We start from the raw sequence: 17,402 nt of genomic DNA, 5'->3' as shown, positions 1-17,402 counted from the left end.
CTCGGCTCCGTGACTGCTTTCCGAGCGGTCAGTCAACTACGGGTGGGGGGTATGGGCAAGCTGAGGCTGAACACCGTTGTCATTGCCTCTGACCTGCACTTCCTCCTCCACGGCGCCTCCCGGCCGCGCCCGGTGCGGAACGGGCCGGTCCACTGCCGGCCGGGGCGGCCCGGAGCTGGGGTTTGTGGGCTGAGCGGATGATCGAGGATGATGACCCCACTGTCGGAGCGGGCGCCGCCGTCCGCGGAAACCTCGGTGAACTGCGCCTTCCGTCCATCCGATAGCCTCAGCCGACGTGCCGCCGCCCGTGACCGGGCCGAGCCGCCGCGCACCCAGCAGCTGCCAGCTCCAAGGAGTGAGTTCGTCTGTCGACCGCCATCCTCACCGGTCCTCCGGTACCCGGATCGCCGCTCGAGGGCGATCTGCGGTCGCTGGGCTTCGAGGTCCGCGCCGCCGCGGACCCGCGGGAGACCGCCGCGCTGCTCGCCGCCGTACCGGCCGGTGAGCGCGTCGCCGTCGTCGACCCGCGCTTCGTCGGCCACCAGCACGCGCTGCGGCTGGCCCTGACCGACCCCCGCTTCGCCGCGGGCGCGGCCCCGGGCGCCCTCACCGCGCAGCCGGAGGCCCGCCCGTCCCTGACCCGCGCCCTCGCGGCCCTCCCCGCCGACGGGCCCGCGCCCGCGACGCTGCCCGACGCGCTCGCCGCCGCGCTGGAGGCCGACGGCGTCGCCGTCCACCGGCCCGAGCTCGGGTCGCTGGTCGCCGCCGTACCGGTCGACCCGCAGGCCCGCAAGGAGACCCGCGACGCCGTCGCGGCCGTCGACGAGGAGGCCGTGCGCCTCCGCTCCGCGGTGAAGTCCCGCGACGGGTTCTTCACGACCTTCTTCATCAGCCCGTACTCGCGCCACCTCGCCCGCTGGTGCGCCCGCCGGGGCCTCACCCCGAACCAGGTCACCACCGCCTCGCTGGTCACCGCGCTGGTCGCGGCCGGCTGCGCGGCGACCGGCACCCGCGGCGGTTTCGTCGCGGCCGGGCTGCTGCTCCTCTTCTCCTTCGTCCTGGACTGCGCGGACGGGCAGCTCGCCCGCTACTCCCTGCAGTACTCGACGCTCGGCGCCTGGCTCGACGCCACCTTCGACCGGGCCAAGGAGTACGCCTACTACGCGGGCCTCGCCCTCGGCGCCGCCCGCGGCGGCGACGACGTGTGGGCGCTCGCCCTCGGCGCGATGGTCCTCCAGACCTGCCGCCACGTCGTCGACTTCTCCTTCAACGAGGCCAACCACGACGCCACCGGCAACACCAGCCCCACCGCCGCCCTCTCCGACCGGCTCGACGGCGTCGGCTGGACGGTCTGGGTGCGGCGCATGATCGTCCTCCCGATCGGCGAGCGCTGGGCCATGATCGCGGTCCTCACCGCCGTCACCACCCCGCGCGTCGTCTTCTACGCCCTGCTCGCCGGCTGCGCCTTCGCCGCCTGCTACACCACCGCCGGCCGCGTCCTGCGCTCCCTCACCCGCAGGGCGAGCCGGACCGACCGCGCCGCCCGGGCCCTCGCGGACCTCGCCGACAGCGGCCCCCTCGCCGAGGCCGCCGCCAGGGCGACCCGCCGCGCGGCCCGCCCCGTCGGCGGGCGCACCCCGTACGCCGTCGCCGGCGCGGCCGCGCTCCTGGCCGCCGCGTGCGCCGCCCCGCTGGGCGGCCCCCTCGTCGTGCTGGCGGCCCTCCTGTACGCCGTGACCTCCGGCGCCGCCGTGGCCCGGCCCCTCAAGGGCGCCCTCGACTGGCTCGTACCGCCCGTCCTGCGCGCCGCCGAGTACACCGCCGTCCTCGTCCTCGCCGCCCGCGCCGACGCCCCCGGGGCCCTCCCGGCGGCGTTCGGGCTGGTCGCGGCCGTCGCCTACCATCACTACGACACGGTGTACCGCATCCGCGGCGGCACCGGCGCGCCGCCCGCCTGGCTGGTGCGGGCGCTCGGCGGCCACGAGGGGCGCACGCTGTTGGTGGCCGTCCTCGCCGCCCTCCTGGCGACGGGCGGCGGCGCCGCCTTCACCCCGGCGCTCGCCGCCCTCGCCGGCGCCGTGGCGCTGGTGGGGCTCGCGGAGTCCATCCGCTTCTGGGTGTCCTCCGGAGCACCCGCCGTACACGACGAAGGAGAACCCGCATGATCGGCCTCGTACTGGCAGCCGGTGCCGGACGGCGTCTGCGCCCCTACACCGACACGCTTCCGAAGGCCCTCGTGCCGGTCGACGGCGACACGACCGTCCTCGACCTCACCCTCGCCAACTTCGCGGAGGTCGGCCTCACCGAGGCCGCGATCGTCGTCGGCTACCGCAAGGAGGCCGTGTACGAGCGGAAGGCCGCCCTGGAGGCCGCGTACGGGCTGAAGCTCACCCTGATCGACAACGACAAGGCCGAGGAGTGGAACAACGCCTACTCCCTGTGGTGCGCCCGTGACGTGCTGCGGGAAGGCGTCATCCTCGCCAACGGCGACACCGTCCACCCCGTCTCCGTCGAGCGCACGCTCCTCGCGGCCCGCGGCGGCGACCGGCGGATCGTCCTCGCCCTCGACACGGTGAAGTCCCTCGCGGACGAGGAGATGAAGGTCGTCGCGGAGGACGGCCTCGGCGTCCGCCGTATCACCAAGCTCATGGACCCGGCCACCGCCACCGGCGAGTACATCGGCGTCACCCTCATCGAGCCGGAGGCCGCCGACGACCTCGCCGACGCCCTGAGGACCACCTTCGAGCGCGACCCCGACCTGTACTACGAGGACGGCTACCAGGAGCTCGTCCACCGCGGCTTCCGGATCGACGTGGCCCCCATCGGAGACGTCCGCTGGGTGGAGATCGACAACCACGACGACCTCGCGAAGGGCCGTGAGATCGCGTGCCTGTACTGACCCGGCTCATCCCCTCGCCGGTCGTCGTCGACATCAGCGACGGCGCGATGGACAAGCTGGCCGGCCTCCTGGCCGACCAGCGGATCTCCTCGTCCGGCACGCTCGCGATGGCCGTCAGCGACGGCTCCGGCCGCGCCCTGCGCGAGAAGCTGGCGCCGCTGCTGCCCGACGCCCACTGGTACACGGTCGAGGACGGCACCCTCGACTCCGCCGTCCGCCTCGCCGACGCCATCCGCGGCAAGCGGTACGACGCGGTCGTCGGCGTCGGCGGCGGCAAGATCATCGACGTGGCGAAGTACGCCGCGGCGCGCGTCGGCCTGCCCATGGTCTCCGTCGCGACGAACCTCTCCCACGACGGCATCTGCTCGCCGGTCGCCACGCTCGACAACGACAACGGCCGCGGCTCGTACGGGGTGCCCTCGCCGATCGCGATGGTCATCGACCTCGACGTGATCCGCCGGGCCCCCGCGCGGTACGTCCGCTCCGGCATCGGCGAGGCGATCTCCAACATCTCCGCCATCGCGGACTGGCAGCTCTCCCACCGGGTCACCGGCGAGAGCGTCGACGGCCTCGCCGCCGCCATGGCCCGCACCGCCGGCGAGTCGGTGCTCCGCCACCCCGGCGGCCTCGGCGACGACGAGTTCCTCGTCGTCCTCTCCGAGGCGCTCGTGCTCGGCGGGATCGCCATGTCGATCAGCGGCGACAGCCGGCCCTCGTCCGGCGCCTGCCACGAGATCAGCCACGCCTTCGACCTGCTGTACCCGACCCGCCGCGCCCTCCACGGCGAGCAGTGCGGGCTCGGCGCCGCCTTCGCGATGCACCTGCGGGGCGCCCGCGACGACGCCGGCCTCTTCGCCGAGGTCCTCCGCCGGCACGGGCTGCCGGTGCTGCCCGAGGAGATCGGGTTCACCCCGGACGAGTTCGCCGCGACCGTGGCGTACGCGCCGCAGACCCGCCCCGGGCGCTTCACGATCCTGGAACACCTCGACCTGTCCACCGACCAGATCAGGGACGCGTACGCCGACTATGCAAAAACCATCGGTAGCTGAGCTCCGCCCCGTCGTCCACCCGCCGGGCGTCAAGGACCGGCGCAGCGGCGAGCACTGGGGCGGTCGCCTCTACATGCGCGAGGTCTCGCTGCGGGTGACCCGCCACCTGGTCACGACGCGGGTCACGCCGAACCAGCTGACGTACGTGATGACCGTCGCCGGCGTCCTCGCCGCCCCGGCCCTCCTCGTCCCCGGCATCCCCGGGGCGCTGCTCGGCGTGCTCATGGTCCAGTTGTACCTGCTGCTCGACTGCGTCGACGGCGAGGTCGCCCGCTGGAAGAAGCAGTTCTCCCTCGGCGGCGTCTACCTGGACCGCGTCGGCGCCTACCTGTGCGACGCGGCCGTGCTCGTCGGCTTCGGCCTGCGCGCCGCCGACCTGTGGGGCGGCGGGCGCGTCGACTGGCTGTGGGCGTTCCTCGGCACGCTCGCCGCGCTCGGAGCCGTACTGATCAAGGCCGAGACCGACCTGGTCGGCGTCGCCCGGCACCAGGGCGGGCTGCCGCCGGTCAAGGAGGCGGCGTCCGAGCCGCGCTCGTCCGGCCTCGCGCTGGCCCGCCGGGCCGCCGCGGCGATCAAGTTCCACCGGCTCGTCCTGGGCATCGAGGCCAGCCTGCTCATCCTGGTCCTCGCCGTCGCCGACGCGGTCCGCGGCGACCTGTTCCTCAGCCGCCTGGGCGTCGCCGTCCTCGCCGGCATCGCCCTGCTGCAGACCCTGCTGCACCTGGTGTCGATCCTCGCGTCGAGCAGGCTGAGGTGATCGCGTGAAGCTCGGTGCCGTCATCATCACCATGGGCGACCGTCCCGACGACCTGAACGCCCTCATCGAGTCCGTCGCCCGCCAGGACGGCGAGCCCGTCGAGGTCGTCGTCGTCGGCAACGGCGCCCCCGTCCGCGGGGTCCCCGGCTGGGTCCGCACCGTCGACCTGCCCGAGAACCTGGGCATCCCCGGCGGCCGCAACGTCGGCATCGAGGCGTTCGGGCCGAACGGCTCCGACGTCGACGTGCTGCTCTTCCTCGACGACGACGGGCTGCTGCCCCGCAAGGACACCGCGGAGCTGGTCCGGCGGGCCTTCGCCGACGACCCGGAACTGGGCATCCTCAGCTTCCGCATCGCCGACCCGGAAACCGGCGTCACGCAGCGGCGGCACGTGCCCCGGCTGCGCGCCTCCGACCCGATGCGGTCCTCCCGCGTCACGACGTTCCTCGGCGGCGCCAGCGCCGTCCGGACCAAGGTCATCGCGGAGGTCGGGCCGCTGCCCGGCGAGTTCTTCTACGCGCACGAGGAGACCGACCTGGCCTGGCGCGCCCTGGACGCCGGCTGGATGATCGACTACCGGTCGGACATGGTGCTCCACCACCCCACGACCGCCCCGTCCCGGCACGCCGTGTACCACCGGATGGTCGCGCGGAACCGGGTGTGGCTGGCCCGCCGCAACCTGCCCGCGCCGCTGGTCCCGGTGTACGTCGGGGTGTGGCTGCTGCTCACCCTCCTGAGGCGCCCGTCGGGGGCCGCGCTGAAGGCGTGGTTCGGGGGCTTCAAGGAGGGCTGGACGACGCCCTGCGGGCCCCGGCGGCCCATGAGGTGGCGCACGGTGTGGCGCCTCACGCGATTGGGCCGGCCGCCCGTCATCTGACAAGCTCGGACCCGGCGGCGCCGGTGCCCGGGAAGGGCCGCCGCCCTTCGCGGACACCGCCCGCCGCCCCCTTCCGCCCCCGCATCGTGAACACGAAAGTTTCGACCTGTGAGTGAGACAACCCACGACCGAGCGGTCGCCGTGAGTGTCCCGCCCTCGCCCGACGACGACCTGACGCCGGCGGAGCTGGCCGCCAAGTACGGCCTGTCGGTGAGCGGTGCCCGCCCGGGCCTGGCGGAGTACGTCCGGCAGCTGTGGGGACGGCGCCATTTCATCCTGACGTTCTCCCGGGCGAAGCTCACGGCCCAGTACAGCCAGGCCAGGCTCGGCCAGCTGTGGCAGGTGGCCACGCCGCTGCTGAACGCCGCGGTGTACTTCGTGATCTTCGGCCTGATCCTCGAAGCCGGCCGGGGCATGGACAAGAAGGTCTACGTCCCGTTCCTGGTGACGGGCGTCTTCGTGTTCATGTTCACGCAGACGTCCGTCATGTCCGGCGTGAAGTCGATCTCCGGCAACCTGGGCCTGGTGCGGGCGCTGCACTTCCCGCGCGCCTCGCTCCCCATCTCGCTGGCGCTGCAGCAGCTCCAGCAGCTGCTGTACTCGATGCTCGTGCTGTTCGTCATCGTGGCGCTGTTCGGCAGCTACCCGTCGCCCGCCTGGCTGCTGATCGTGCCCGCGCTGGCGCTGCAGTTCCTGTTCAACACCGGCCTCGCGCTGATCATGGCGAGGCTCGGCAGCAAGACCCCCGACCTCGCCCAGCTGATGCCGTTCGTCATGCGGACGTGGATGTACGCGTCGGGCGTGATGTTCTCCATCCCGATCATGCTCCAGGACAAGCCGGCGTGGATCGCCGAGATCCTGATGTACAACCCGGCGGCGGTCTACATGGACCTCATCCGCTTCGCGCTGATCGAGGGGTACACCTCCGACAACCTGCCCGACCACGTCTGGCTGGCCGCGCTCCTGTGGGCGGTCGTCGTCGGCGCCGCCGGGTTCGTGTTCTTCTGGAAGGCTGAGGAGCGGTACGGCCGTGGCTGACGACATCGAGGGCGCCCGCCCCGCAGGGCCCCGCATCCCCACCGTGATCGCCGACGACGTGCACATCGTGTACCGCGTCAACGGCGGCGTCGCGGGCAAGGGCAGCGCCACGGCGGCCCTCAGCCGCATCCTGCGCCGCGGCAAGGGCGAGAGCCGCGGCGTCCGCGAGGTGCACGCCGTGCGCGGCGTCTCCTTCACCGCCTACCGGGGTGAGGCCATCGGCCTCATCGGCACCAACGGCTCCGGCAAGTCCACCCTGCTCCGCGCCATCGCCGGCCTGCTGCCCACCGAGCGGGGCAAGGTCTACACCGACGGCCAGCCCTCCCTCCTCGGCGTCAACGCCGCGCTCATGGGCGACCTGACCGGCGAGCGCAACGTCATCCTCGGCGGCCTCGCCATGGGCATGTCCCGCGAGGAGATCAAGGAGCGCTACCAGGACATCGTCGACTTCTCCGGCATCAACGAGAAGGGCGACTTCATCACCCTGCCCATGCGGACCTACTCCTCCGGGATGGGCGCCCGGCTCCGCTTCGCCATCGCCGCCGCCAAGAACCACGACGTGCTCATGATCGACGAGGCGCTGGCCACCGGTGACCGCAAGTTCCAGATCCGCTCCGAGCAGCGCATCCGCGAGCTGCGCAAGGAGGCCGGCACGGTCTTCCTCGTCAGCCACAGCAACAAGTCGATCCGCGACACCTGCGACCGCGTCCTGTGGCTGGAAAAAGGCGAACTCCTGATGGACGGGCCGACCGACGAGGTCCTCCGGGCGTACGAGAGGGAGACCGGCCGCTAGCCGGAACCGCCGGGAGAACCGCACGTCACGCCGAGGGGTCCGGACCGGAGCAGCCGGCCGGGCCCCTCGCCGTGAGCGTGCGCCGCGAGCCGACCCGAGCCCCGCACGGCGAACGGCGTAAGCTGTACCGGTTCGTTTCACGCCATGTGCGGTGGCAGCTCCAGAGGACCGGCGGCGTGTCCGAAATGGGATGTATTGAGTCCGCAGTGTAGAACGGGAGACGTGACGGCAATGACGGAGAATCCCCAGCCGGCCCAGGGGCCCGCCGTCCCCGCACCGGGCCGCCGCCGGTGACGGGTGCCCGACAGGTGAGCCCCGACGCCTCCGTGCGGGTGAGCCCCGCCGCCTCCGCGCGGACGACCCTCGACAAGGCCGCGGACGAGAACTTCCCCGTGGCCCCGTTCTTCCTGCCCCGCGCCTGGCGCGCCGACCTGATGGCCGTCTACGGCTTCGCCCGCCTCGTCGACGACGTCGGCGACGGCGACCTCGCCCCCGGCGGCGCCGACGCCCGCCTCCTCGGCGCCCGCCCCGACGACGGCCCGGAGGCGCTGCTCGACGCCTTCGAAACCGACCTGCTGCGCGTCTTCGACGACACGGACGGCGGCCCCTCCCACCCGCTGCTCGCCTCCCTGCGGACCACCGTGCGCCGCCACGGACTCGGCCCCGGGCCGTTCCTCGCGCTCCTCGGGGCCAACCGCCAGGACCAGCGCGTCCGCCGCTACGCCACCTACGACGACCTCGCCGCGTACTGCGAACTGTCCGCCAACCCCGTCGGCCGGCTCGTCCTCGCGATCAGCGGCACCGCCACCCCGGAGCGGATCCGCCGCTCCGACGCGATCTGCACCGCCCTGCAGATCGTCGAGCACCTCCAGGACGTGGCCGAGGACCTCCGCCGCGACCGGATCTACCTGCCCGCCGACGACATGGCCCGCTTCCACGTCACCGAGGCGGACCTGGCCCGCCCCACGGCCGGCGCCTCGGTGCGGGCCCTCGTTGCGTACGAGGCGGAACGCGCCCGCGCCCTGCTGGACGAGGGCGCCCCGCTCGTCGGCAGCGTCCACGGCAGGCTCCGGCTCCTCCTCGCCGGTTTCGTCGCCGGGGGCCACGCCGCCCTCGACGCCATCAGGGCCGCCCGGTACGACGTGCTCCCCGGCCCGCCCAGGGCCCCCGGGCACCGCCTGCTCCGCCGCGCGGGAGCGGTGTGGCGAGCAGCGCGCGGAGAGGGGTGACCAGGACCGTGGACCCGACGACGGAGGCACCCCCGCCCGTCCAGGCCGCGTACAGCTACTGCGAGGCCGTCACCGCGCAGCAGGCCCGGAACTTCGCGTACGGCATCCGCCTCCTGCCGACCGGGAAGCGGCAGGCGATGTCGGCCCTGTACGCCTTCTCGCGGCGCGTCGACGACATCGGCGACGGCCCCCTCGACCCCGAGGCCAAACGGAGCCGCCTCGAAGCCACCCGCGACGTCCTCGACCGGATCCGGCGGGACGCCGTGGCCGAGGACGACACCGACCCGGTGGCCGTCGCCCTCGCCGACGCGGCCCGCCGCTTCCCCCTCCCCCTGGAGGGCCTCGACGAGCTGATCGACGGCGTCCTGATGGACGTGCGCGGCCGGACGTACGAGACGTGGGACGACCTGAAGGTCTACTGCCGCTGCGTCGCCGGCGCCGTCGGACGGCTCTCCCTCGGCGTGTTCGGCACGACGCCGGGCGCGCGCGACGCCGCGCACGCCCCGCGGTACGCCGACACGCTCGGGCTGGCCCTCCAGCTCACCAACATCCTCCGGGACCTGCGCGAGGACGCCGCCAACGGCCGCAGCTACCTGCCCGCGGAGGACCTCGCCAAGTTCGGCTGCTCCGACGGTTTCCACACCGCGACGCCGCCGCCGGGCGCCGACTTCACCGGCCTCGTCCACCACGAGGTGCGGCGCGCCCGCGCCCTGTTCGCGGAGGGGTACCGGCTGCTGCCCATGCTGGACCGGCGCAGCGGCGCCTGCGTCGCCGCCATGGCCGGGATCTACCGCCGCCTCCTCGACCGCATCGAGCGCGACCCCGGGGCCGTGCTGCGCGGGCGCGTCGCGCTGCCGGGCCGGGAGAAGGCGTACGTCGCCGTGCGCGGCCTCTCGGGCCTCGACGCCCGCACGGTCACCCGCCGCACCGGAAGGACCCGCCCGTGAACCTCCGGACACCGCGCCGCGGCCGGGTGTCGCCCCGGGCACGGGAGGTCCTCGCGTGAGCGGCCACCACGCCGTCGTCGTGGGCGGCGGCCTCGCCGGGACCACCGCCGCGCTGCGCCTCGCCGACGCCGGGCTGCGGGTCACCCTGCTGGAGGGCCGGCCCCGCCTCGGCGGCCTGGCGTTCTCGTTCCGCCGCGGCGACCTCACCGTCGACAACGGCCAGCACGTGTACATGCGCTGCTGCGCCGCGTACCGCTGGTTCCTCGACCGCGTCGGCGGCACGGCCCTCGCGCCCGTGCAGGACCGCCTCGACGTGCCCGTCCTGGACGTCGGCGGCCCGCGGGGCGCCCGCCTGGGCCGGCTGCGCCGCACCGCCCTGCCCGTGCCCCTGCACCTGGCGGCGAGCCTCGCCGCGTACCCGCACCTGTCGCCCGCCGAGCGGCTGGGCGTCGGCCGCGCCGCCCTCGCCCTGAAGGCCCTCGACCCCGCCGACCCCGCGCTCGACACGGCCGACTTCGCCGGCTGGCTCGCCCGCCACGGCCAGTCGCGCCGCGCGGTGGAGGCCCTGTGGGACCTCGTCGGCGTCGCCACCCTCAACGCCACCGCCGCGCACTCCTCCCTCGCCCTCGCCGCGATGGTGTTCAGGACCGGTCTCCTCTCCGCCCCGGGCGCCGCCGACATCGGCTGGGCCCGCGTCCCCCTCGGCCACCTCCACGACACGCTCGCCCGCAAGGCCCTCGAAGCCCGCGGCGTGCGGATCGCCGTCCGCACCAAGGTCACGGCCGTCACCCCCGCCGACGGCGGTCGCTGGGTCGTCGACGTGCCCGGCGACTGCCTGGAGGCGGACGCGGTCGTCCTCGCCGTCCCGCAGCGCGAGACCCACGGCCTCCTCCCGCCCGGCGCCCTCGACACCCCCGGCGACCTCCTGCGGATCGGCACCGCGCCGATCCTCAACGTCCACGTGCTGTACGACCGCCCCGTCCTGCGCCGCCCGTTCTTCGCCGCGATCGGCTCGCCCGTCCAGTGGGTCTTCGACCGGACGGAGGCGTCCGGCCTCCGCGGCGGCGGCCAGTACCTGGCCCTTTCCCAGTCGGCCGCCGGAGACGAGATCGACGCGCCCGTGGCCGAACTGCGCGCCCGCTACCTGCCGGAGCTGGAGCGGCTGCTGCCGCCCGCCCGGCACGCCCGCGTGGAGGACTTCTTCGTGACCCGGGAGCGGGCGGCGACGTTCGCCCCCGCGCCCGGTGTCGGACGGCTCCGCCCCGGTACCCGAACTCATGCGCCCGGCCTGTATCTTGCGGGCGCGTGGACCGCCACCGGCTGGCCCGCCACGATGGAAGGAGCGGTGCGCAGCGGTTTCACCGCCGCGGCGGCCGCCCTCTCGGCCCTCGGCCGCCCCCACGTACATCCGCTCGAGGAGGCGGCATGAGACCGAGTACAGGAACAAGAGGAGAGACCGTGCCGACAGTGCCCCCGGCGAACCCCGCCGTCGACGCAGCGGAGATCGCCGCGCTGCTGGACCGCGGGCGGAACCTGTCCACCCCCGTGCTGCGCGCGGCCGTGGACCGGCTCGCGAAGCCCATGGACACCGTCGCCGCCTACCACTTCGGCTGGATCGACGCCCTGGGGCAGCCCGCCGACGGGGACGGCGGCAAGGCCGTCCGACCGGCCCTCGCGCTGCTGTCCGCCGAGGCGGCCGGAGCCCCGCCGGAGACGGGGGTCCCCGGCGCCGTCGCCGTGGAGCTCGTCCACAACTTCTCGCTGCTGCACGACGACCTGATGGACGGCGACGAGCAGCGCCGCCACCGCGACACGGTGTGGAAGGTGCACGGCCCCGCCCAGGCGATCCTCGTCGGCGACGCGCTGTTCGCCCTCGCCAACGAGCTGCTGCTGGAGCTCGGCACCGCCGAGGCCGGCCGCGCCACCCGCCGCCTGACCGTCGCCACCCGCAAGCTGATCGACGGCCAGGCGCAGGACATCTCGTACGAGCACCGCGAGCGGGTCACCGTCGAGGAGTGCCTGGAGATGGAGGGCAACAAGACCGGCGCCCTGCTCGCCTGCTCCGCCTCCATCGGCGCCGTGCTCGGCGGCGCGGACGACCGCACCGCCGACGCCCTGGAGGCGTACGGCCACCACCTCGGCCTGGCGTTCCAGGCCGTCGACGACCTGCTCGGCATCTGGGGCGACCCGGAGTCCACCGGCAAGCAGACCTGGAGCGACCTGCGCCAGCGCAAGAAGTCGCTGCCCGTCGTGGCCGCGCTCGCCGCCGGCGGGCCGGCCTCCGAGCGGCTCGGCGAGCTGCTCACCGCCGACGCCAAGAGCCAGGACTTCGACTCGTTCTCCGAGGAGGAGTTCGCCACCCGCGCCGCCCTCATCGAGGAGGCCGGCGGCCGCGACTGGACCGCCGAGGAGGCCCGCCGGCAGCACGCCGTCGCCGTCGGGGCCCTGGACCGCGTCGACATGCCGGACCGGGTCCGGGCCCGGCTCGCCGCGCTCGCCGACTTCGTCGTCGTACGGACGCGATGACCGCGGCCGGGAGCACGCCCGGGGCCGCCCCCGCCCCCGGGCCGAGGAGTCCGATCCGGCACATATGACGTCGCGGTCGCCGGCCGGTGCCGTGCGCGTCGCGCACGGCACCGGCCGACGGCAGACCCGTAGCAGCAGCACGTCCACTGCACGAAGGGGAAGCCATGACAGCGACGACCGACGGGGGCGCCGGGGCCGCGGGCCCCGCGACGGCCACGACCGCCGGGATCCACCGCACCGCCACCACCGCCCCCGTCGAGACGGACCTCCGCACCGCGGCGGAGGGCGCGATGCGGCGCTCCGTCGAGCACCTCCTGGCCCGGCAGGACGCCGAGGGGTGGTGGAAGGGCGACCTGGAGACCAACGTCACCATGGACGCCGAGGACCTGCTCCTGCGCCAGTTCCTCGGCATCCGCGACACCCCGACCACCGAGGCCGCCGCCCTCTTCATCCGCGGCGAGCAGCGGGACGACGGCACGTGGGCCACCTTCCACGGCGGGCCCGGCGACCTCGCGGCCACCATCGAGGCGTACGTCGCCCTGCGCCTGGCCGGGGACGCGCCCGGAGAGGCGCACATGGCCCGCGCCGCCGCCTGGGTCCGCGAGAACGGCGGCATCGCGGCGAGCCGCGTCTTCACCCGGATCTGGCTGGCCCTGTTCGGCTGGTGGAAGTGGGAGGACCTGCCGGAACTCCCACCCGAGATGATCTACCTGCCCCCCTGGTTCCCGCTGAACATCTACTCCTTCGGGCAGTGGGCGCGGCAGACGATCGTGCCGCTCACCATCGTCTCCGCCAAACGGCCCGTCCGCCCCGCGCCCTTCGCGCTGGACGAGCTGCACGCCGACCCCCGCCGCCCCGGCCCGCCGCGCCGCCCCGCCCCGGTGAACACCTGGGACGGGCTGTTCCAGCGGCTCGACAGGGCCCTGCACGGCTACCGCCGGGTCGCGCCGCGAGCCCTGCGCCGCGCCGCGATGAACGCCGCCGCCCGCTGGATCGTCGAGCGGCAGGAGAACGACGGCTGCTGGGGAGGCATCCAGCCCCCCGCCGTCTACTCGCTGATCGCCCTCCACCTCCTCGGCTACGACCTCGGGCACCCCGTGATGCGCGCCGGACTCGACTCCCTGGACCGGTTCGCGGTCCGGCGCGACGACGGGGCCCGCATGATCGAGGCGTGCCAGTCGCCCGTCTGGGACACCTGCCTCGCCACCATCGCCCTCGCCGACGCCGGCCTCCCGCGCGACCACCCCGCCCTCGTCAGGGCCGCCGACTGGCTCCTGGCCGAGCAGGTCGTACGGCCCGGCGACTGGGCCGTGCGCCGGCCCCACCTCCCGCCGGGCGGCTGGGCGTTCGAGTTCCACAACGACACGTACCCCGACATCGACGACACCGCCGAGGTCATCCTCGCCCTGCGCCGGGTGCGCCACCCCGACCCCGCCCGGGTCGACGCGGCGGTCGAGCGCGGCACCCGCTGGACCCTCGGCATGCAGTGCCGCGACGGTGCCTGGGGCGCGTTCGACGCCGACAACACCAGCCGTTTCCCCAACCGGCTGCCGTTCTGCGACTTCGGCGAGGTGATCGACCCGCCCTCCGCCGACGTCACCGCCCACGTGGTGGAGATGCTCGCCCACGAGGGCCGCGCCCACGACCCGCGCACCCGGCGGGGCGTCGCCTGGCTCCTCGCCGAACAGGACCCGCGCGGCTCCTGGTTCGGCCGCTGGGGCGTCAACCACGTCTACGGCACGGGCTCCGTCGTGCCCGCGCTCACCGCCGCCGGGCTGCCCACCGGGCACCCGGCGATCCGGCGGGCCGTCGCCTGGCTGGAGTCGGTGCAGAACGACGACGGCGGCTGGGGCGAGGACCTCCGCTCGTACCGCGACGAGGGATGGGTCGGCCGCGGCGCCTCCACGGCCTCCCAGACCGCCTGGGCGCTGCTGGCGCTGCTCGCGGCGGGGGAGCGGGACTCCGCGGCCGTGGCGCGCGGCGTGGCCTGGCTGGCCGGCACCCAGCGGGAGGACGGCTCCTGGGACGAGCCGTACTTCACCGGCACCGGCTTCCCCTGGGACTTCTCCATCAACTACCACCTCTACCGGCAGGTCTTCCCGCTCACCGCGCTCGGCCGGTACGTCCACGGGGAACCGTCCGTCGGCAAGGGGCGCTGAATGCCCGCCGGACCGGGGCCGTCCGGTTCCGCGGACCGCTCCCCGGCCCCGCCGCCCGCCCCGGCGCCGCTGCTGGTCGCCTGCGCGCTCGGCATCGAGCACCTGGCCCTGCGCAGCGGCCGTACGGGGGGCGCCGGGGCGCGCAGGGCGACCCTGCTGCGCACCGGCATGGGCCCCGAGCACGCTCGCCGCGCGGTGGCCGGCGCCCTGCGGGACGGGCCGCTGCGCACCGCCGCCGTCGTCGCCTCCGGCTTCTGCGCCGGGCTCGCCCCCGGGATGCACCCGGGCGACCTGGTCGTCGCCGACGAGACGCGCGGCCCGCACGGCGCCACCCCCTGCACGGCCCCGGAGGCGCTCGTCGCGGCCCTGGCGCGGGAGCTGCCGGGGCGGACGGTCCACACGGGGCCGCTGACCGGCTCCGACCACGTCGTACGGGGTCAGGAGCGGGCGGCCCTGCGCGCCACGGGGGCGCTGGCGGTGGACATGGAGTCCGCCGCCACCCTGCACGCCGCGCTCGCGGCCGGGCCCCGGCCGGTTGCCGCCGTCCGGGTGGTCGTGGACGCCCCGGAGCACGAACTGGTCCGGATCGGAACGGTACGCGGTGGAATATCAGCCTTCCGTGTTCTTCGTGCGGTCCTTCCCGCGTTCCACGAATGGCACCGTTCCTTGCCGCTCCCCAGGAGGTGAGCCAGAGATGGCCATGCCGCTCCGCCAGACCGTCCGGGTCGGGACCTATCTGCTCGGACAGAGGCTCCGCAGGCGCGAGAAGTTCCCCCTCATCGTCGAACTCGAACCGCTCTACGCCTGCAACCTGAAGTGTGAGGGCTGCGGGAAGATCCAGCACCCGGCCGGGGTCCTGAAGCAGCGCATGCCCGTCGCCCAGGCGGTCGGAGCGGTCCTGGAGTCCGGGGCGCCCATGGTCTCCATCGCCGGCGGCGAGCCGCTGATGCACCCGCAGATCGACGAGATCGTGCGCCAGCTCGTCGCCCGCCGCAAGTACGTGTTCCTCTGCACCAACGCGCTGTTGCTCCGCAAGAGGATGGACGACTTCGCCCCGTCGCGCTATTTCGCCTTCGCCGTCCACATCGACGGGCTGCGGGACCGCCACGACGAATCCGTCGCCAAGGAAGGCGTGTTCGACGAGGCCGTCGCCGCCATCAAGGAGGCGAAGCGCCGGGGGTTCCGCGTCACCACCAACTCCACGTTCTTCAACACCGACACCCCGCAGACCGTCATCGAGGTCCTCGACTTCCTCAACGACGACCTCCGCGTCGACGAAATGATGATCTCGCCCGCGTACGCCTACGAGAAGGCGCCCGACCAGGAGCACTTCCTCGGCGTCGAGCAGACCCGCGAACTCTTCAGGAAGGCCTTCGCCGGCGGCAACCGCCGCCGCTGGCGCCTCAACCACTCGCCGCTGTTCCTCGACTTCCTGGAGGGCCGGGCCGACTTCCCCTGCACGGCCTGGGCCATCCCGAACTACTCCCTCTTCGGCTGGCAGCGCCCCTGTTACCTGATGAGCGACGGGTACGTCCCGACCTACCGCGAGCTGGTCGAGGAGACCGACTGGGACGCGTACGGCCGGGGCAAGGACCCGCGCTGCGCCAACTGCATGGCGCACTGCGGCTACGAGCCGACCGCCGTCCTCGCCACCGTGGGCTCCCTGCGCGAATCCCTGCGCGCCGCCCGGGAGGCGCTCCCCGGCCGCGGCGCCTGAGGAGCGACGCATGAGCACCGGCTTCGACCTCGGCAAGCTGCTCGCGGACCGCGCCTCCGAGCGGTACGAACTGCACGCCCGGCACCTCAACCACCAGCTTCCGCGCATGCTGCACACCATCGGCTTCGACAAGGTGTACGAACGCGCCGAAGGCGCCCACTTCTGGGACGCCGAGGGCAACGACTACCTCGACATGCTGGCCGGCTTCGGCGTCATGGGCCTGGGCCGCCACCACCCCGTGGTGCGCCGGGCCCTGCACGACGTCCTCGACCTCTCCCTGCCCGACCTCACCCGGTTCGACTGCGCGCCGCTGCCCGGCCTCCTCGCCGAGCGGCTGCTCGCCCACTCGCCCCACCTGGACCGGGTCCACTTCGGCAACAGCGGCGCGGAGGCGGTGGAGACCGCCCTCAAGTTCGCCCGGCGCGCCACCGGCCGGCCGCGCGTCGTGTACTGCGCCCACGCCTTCCACGGGCTCACCGCCGGGGCGCTCTCCGTCAACGGCGAGGACTGCTTCCGCGACGGCTTCGGCCCGCTGCTCCCCGACACCGCGATCGAGCTGGGCGACCTCGACGCCCTGGGGCGGGAGCTGAGGCGCGGCGACGTGGCCGCGATGATCGTGGAGCCCATCCAGGGCAAGGGCGTCCACGAGGCCCCGCCCGGCTTCCTGCGCGCCGCCGCGGAACTGCTGCACGAGCGGGGCGCCCTGCTCATCGCGGACGAGGTGCAGACCGGCCTCGGCCGCACCGGCGACTTCTACGCCTACCAGCACGAGGAGGGCGTCGAACCCGACCTCGTGTGCGTCGCCAAGGCCCTGTCCGGCGGGTACGTGCCGGTCAGCGCCACCCTCGGCAAGGATTGGATCTTCAAGAAGGTCTACTCGTCGATGGACCGCGTCGTCGTCCACTCGGCGAGCTTCGGCGCCAACGCCCAGGCCATGGCCGCCGGCCTGGCCGTCCTCGCCGTGTTGGAGGACGAGGGCCTCGTGGAGAACGCCCGGCGCACCGGCGCCCTGCTGAAGTCCCGGCTCGCGGAGCTCGTCGACCGGTACGAGATGCTCCGCGAGGTGCGCGGGCGCGGCCTGATGATCGGCATCGAGTTCGGCAGGCCCTCGTCGCTGGCCCTGCGCGGCCGCTGGACGATGCTCCAGACGGCCCGCAGGGGGCTCTTCGCGCAGATGGTCGTCGTCCCGCTGCTCCAGCGGCACCGGATCCTCACCCAGGTCTCCGGCGACCGCCTGGAGGTCATCAAACTGATCCCGCCGCTGGTGGTCGGGGAGGAGGACGTCGACCGGTTCGTCACCGCGTTCACCGCGGTGATGGACGAGGCGCACAGCGGCGGTGGACTGATCTGGGACTTCGGGCGCACCCTGGTCAAGCAGGCCGTCGCCAACCGGTGATTTTTGCCCAGGAGG

At 74.1% G+C, this 17,402-nt stretch carries 15 protein-coding genes; all 15 read left to right on the top strand.

Annotated elements, in window-relative coordinates; all coding sequences use genetic code 11:
• Positions 1–365 precede the first annotated feature (365 nt).
• The 15 genes from AC07D6_RS12190 to AC07D6_RS12120 all read left to right on the top strand — a co-directional run bounded on the left by AC07D6_RS12190 (position 366) and on the right by AC07D6_RS12120 (position 17,387).
• Positions 366–2,165, top strand: coding sequence for a DUF5941 domain-containing protein (locus AC07D6_RS12190; RefSeq protein ID WP_315881167.1), 1,800 nt, complete (start codon positions 366–368; stop codon positions 2,163–2,165).
• On the top strand, positions 2,162–2,899 hold the full coding sequence (locus AC07D6_RS12185; RefSeq protein ID WP_315881155.1) for a phosphocholine cytidylyltransferase family protein: 738 nt from the start codon (positions 2,162–2,164) through the stop codon (positions 2,897–2,899). The genes AC07D6_RS12190 and AC07D6_RS12185 overlap by 4 nt, the downstream gene beginning before the upstream one ends.
• Complete coding sequence (locus AC07D6_RS12180) at positions 2,887–3,948, top strand: iron-containing alcohol dehydrogenase family protein (RefSeq protein WP_315881154.1); 1,062 nt, start codon at positions 2,887–2,889, stop codon at positions 3,946–3,948. The genes AC07D6_RS12185 and AC07D6_RS12180 overlap by 13 nt, the downstream gene beginning before the upstream one ends.
• Positions 3,926–4,705 carry a CDP-alcohol phosphatidyltransferase family protein gene (locus AC07D6_RS12175; RefSeq protein ID WP_479043609.1) on the top strand — a complete coding sequence of 260 codons (780 nt, stop codon included), beginning with the start codon at positions 3,926–3,928 and terminating at the stop codon, positions 4,703–4,705. Before AC07D6_RS12180 ends, AC07D6_RS12175 begins: the two co-directional genes overlap by 23 nt.
• Positions 4,706–4,709: 4 nt before the next feature.
• A complete protein-coding gene (locus tag AC07D6_RS12170; protein ID WP_479043607.1) occupies positions 4,710–5,582 on the top strand; it encodes a glycosyltransferase family 2 protein in 873 nt (290 codons plus the stop codon).
• A 108-nt stretch (positions 5,583–5,690) separates the two neighbouring features.
• Positions 5,691–6,620, top strand: a complete 930-nt coding sequence (locus AC07D6_RS12165) for an ABC transporter permease (protein WP_479043604.1) — start codon at positions 5,691–5,693, stop codon at positions 6,618–6,620.
• Positions 6,613–7,413 (top strand): ABC transporter ATP-binding protein, encoded by an 801-nt coding sequence (locus AC07D6_RS12160; RefSeq protein ID WP_315881150.1) that lies wholly within the window; start codon positions 6,613–6,615, stop codon positions 7,411–7,413. The genes AC07D6_RS12165 and AC07D6_RS12160 overlap by 8 nt, the downstream gene beginning before the upstream one ends.
• Before the next feature lie 308 nt (positions 7,414–7,721).
• On the top strand, positions 7,722–8,642 hold the full coding sequence (gene hpnC, locus AC07D6_RS12155; RefSeq protein ID WP_315881149.1) for a squalene synthase HpnC: 921 nt from the start codon (positions 7,722–7,724) through the stop codon (positions 8,640–8,642).
• Positions 8,639–9,589, top strand: a complete 951-nt coding sequence (gene hpnD, locus AC07D6_RS12150; RefSeq protein WP_479043601.1) for a presqualene diphosphate synthase HpnD — start codon at positions 8,639–8,641, stop codon at positions 9,587–9,589. The genes hpnC and hpnD overlap by 4 nt, the downstream gene beginning before the upstream one ends.
• 55 nt (positions 9,590–9,644) lie before the next feature.
• Complete coding sequence (gene hpnE, locus AC07D6_RS12145) at positions 9,645–11,018, top strand: hydroxysqualene dehydroxylase HpnE (RefSeq protein ID WP_315881147.1); 1,374 nt, start codon at positions 9,645–9,647, stop codon at positions 11,016–11,018.
• Positions 11,015–12,115 carry a polyprenyl synthetase family protein gene (locus tag AC07D6_RS12140; RefSeq protein WP_315881146.1) on the top strand — a complete coding sequence of 367 codons (1,101 nt, stop codon included), beginning with the start codon at positions 11,015–11,017 and terminating at the stop codon, positions 12,113–12,115. Before hpnE ends, AC07D6_RS12140 begins: the two co-directional genes overlap by 4 nt.
• 164 nt (positions 12,116–12,279) lie before the next feature.
• A complete protein-coding gene (gene shc, locus AC07D6_RS12135; RefSeq protein WP_315881145.1) occupies positions 12,280–14,274 on the top strand; it encodes a squalene--hopene cyclase in 1,995 nt (664 codons plus the stop codon).
• Complete coding sequence (locus AC07D6_RS12130) at positions 14,275–14,961, top strand: phosphorylase family protein (protein ID WP_315881144.1); 687 nt, start codon at positions 14,275–14,277, stop codon at positions 14,959–14,961.
• Positions 14,962–14,968: 7 nt separating this feature from the next.
• Complete coding sequence (hpnH, locus tag AC07D6_RS12125) at positions 14,969–15,991, top strand: adenosyl-hopene transferase HpnH (protein ID WP_315881143.1); 1,023 nt, start codon at positions 14,969–14,971, stop codon at positions 15,989–15,991.
• A 10-nt stretch (positions 15,992–16,001) separates the two neighbouring features.
• A complete protein-coding gene (locus AC07D6_RS12120) occupies positions 16,002–17,387 on the top strand; it encodes an aspartate aminotransferase family protein (protein WP_315881142.1) in 1,386 nt (461 codons plus the stop codon).
• Positions 17,388–17,402: the final 15 nt, after the last annotated feature.

This window comes from Streptomyces sp. NPDC045287 (assembly GCF_056432325.1).
The sequence above is the reverse complement of the archived record's forward strand: the minus strand, read 5'-3'. Positions and strand labels throughout refer to the sequence as shown.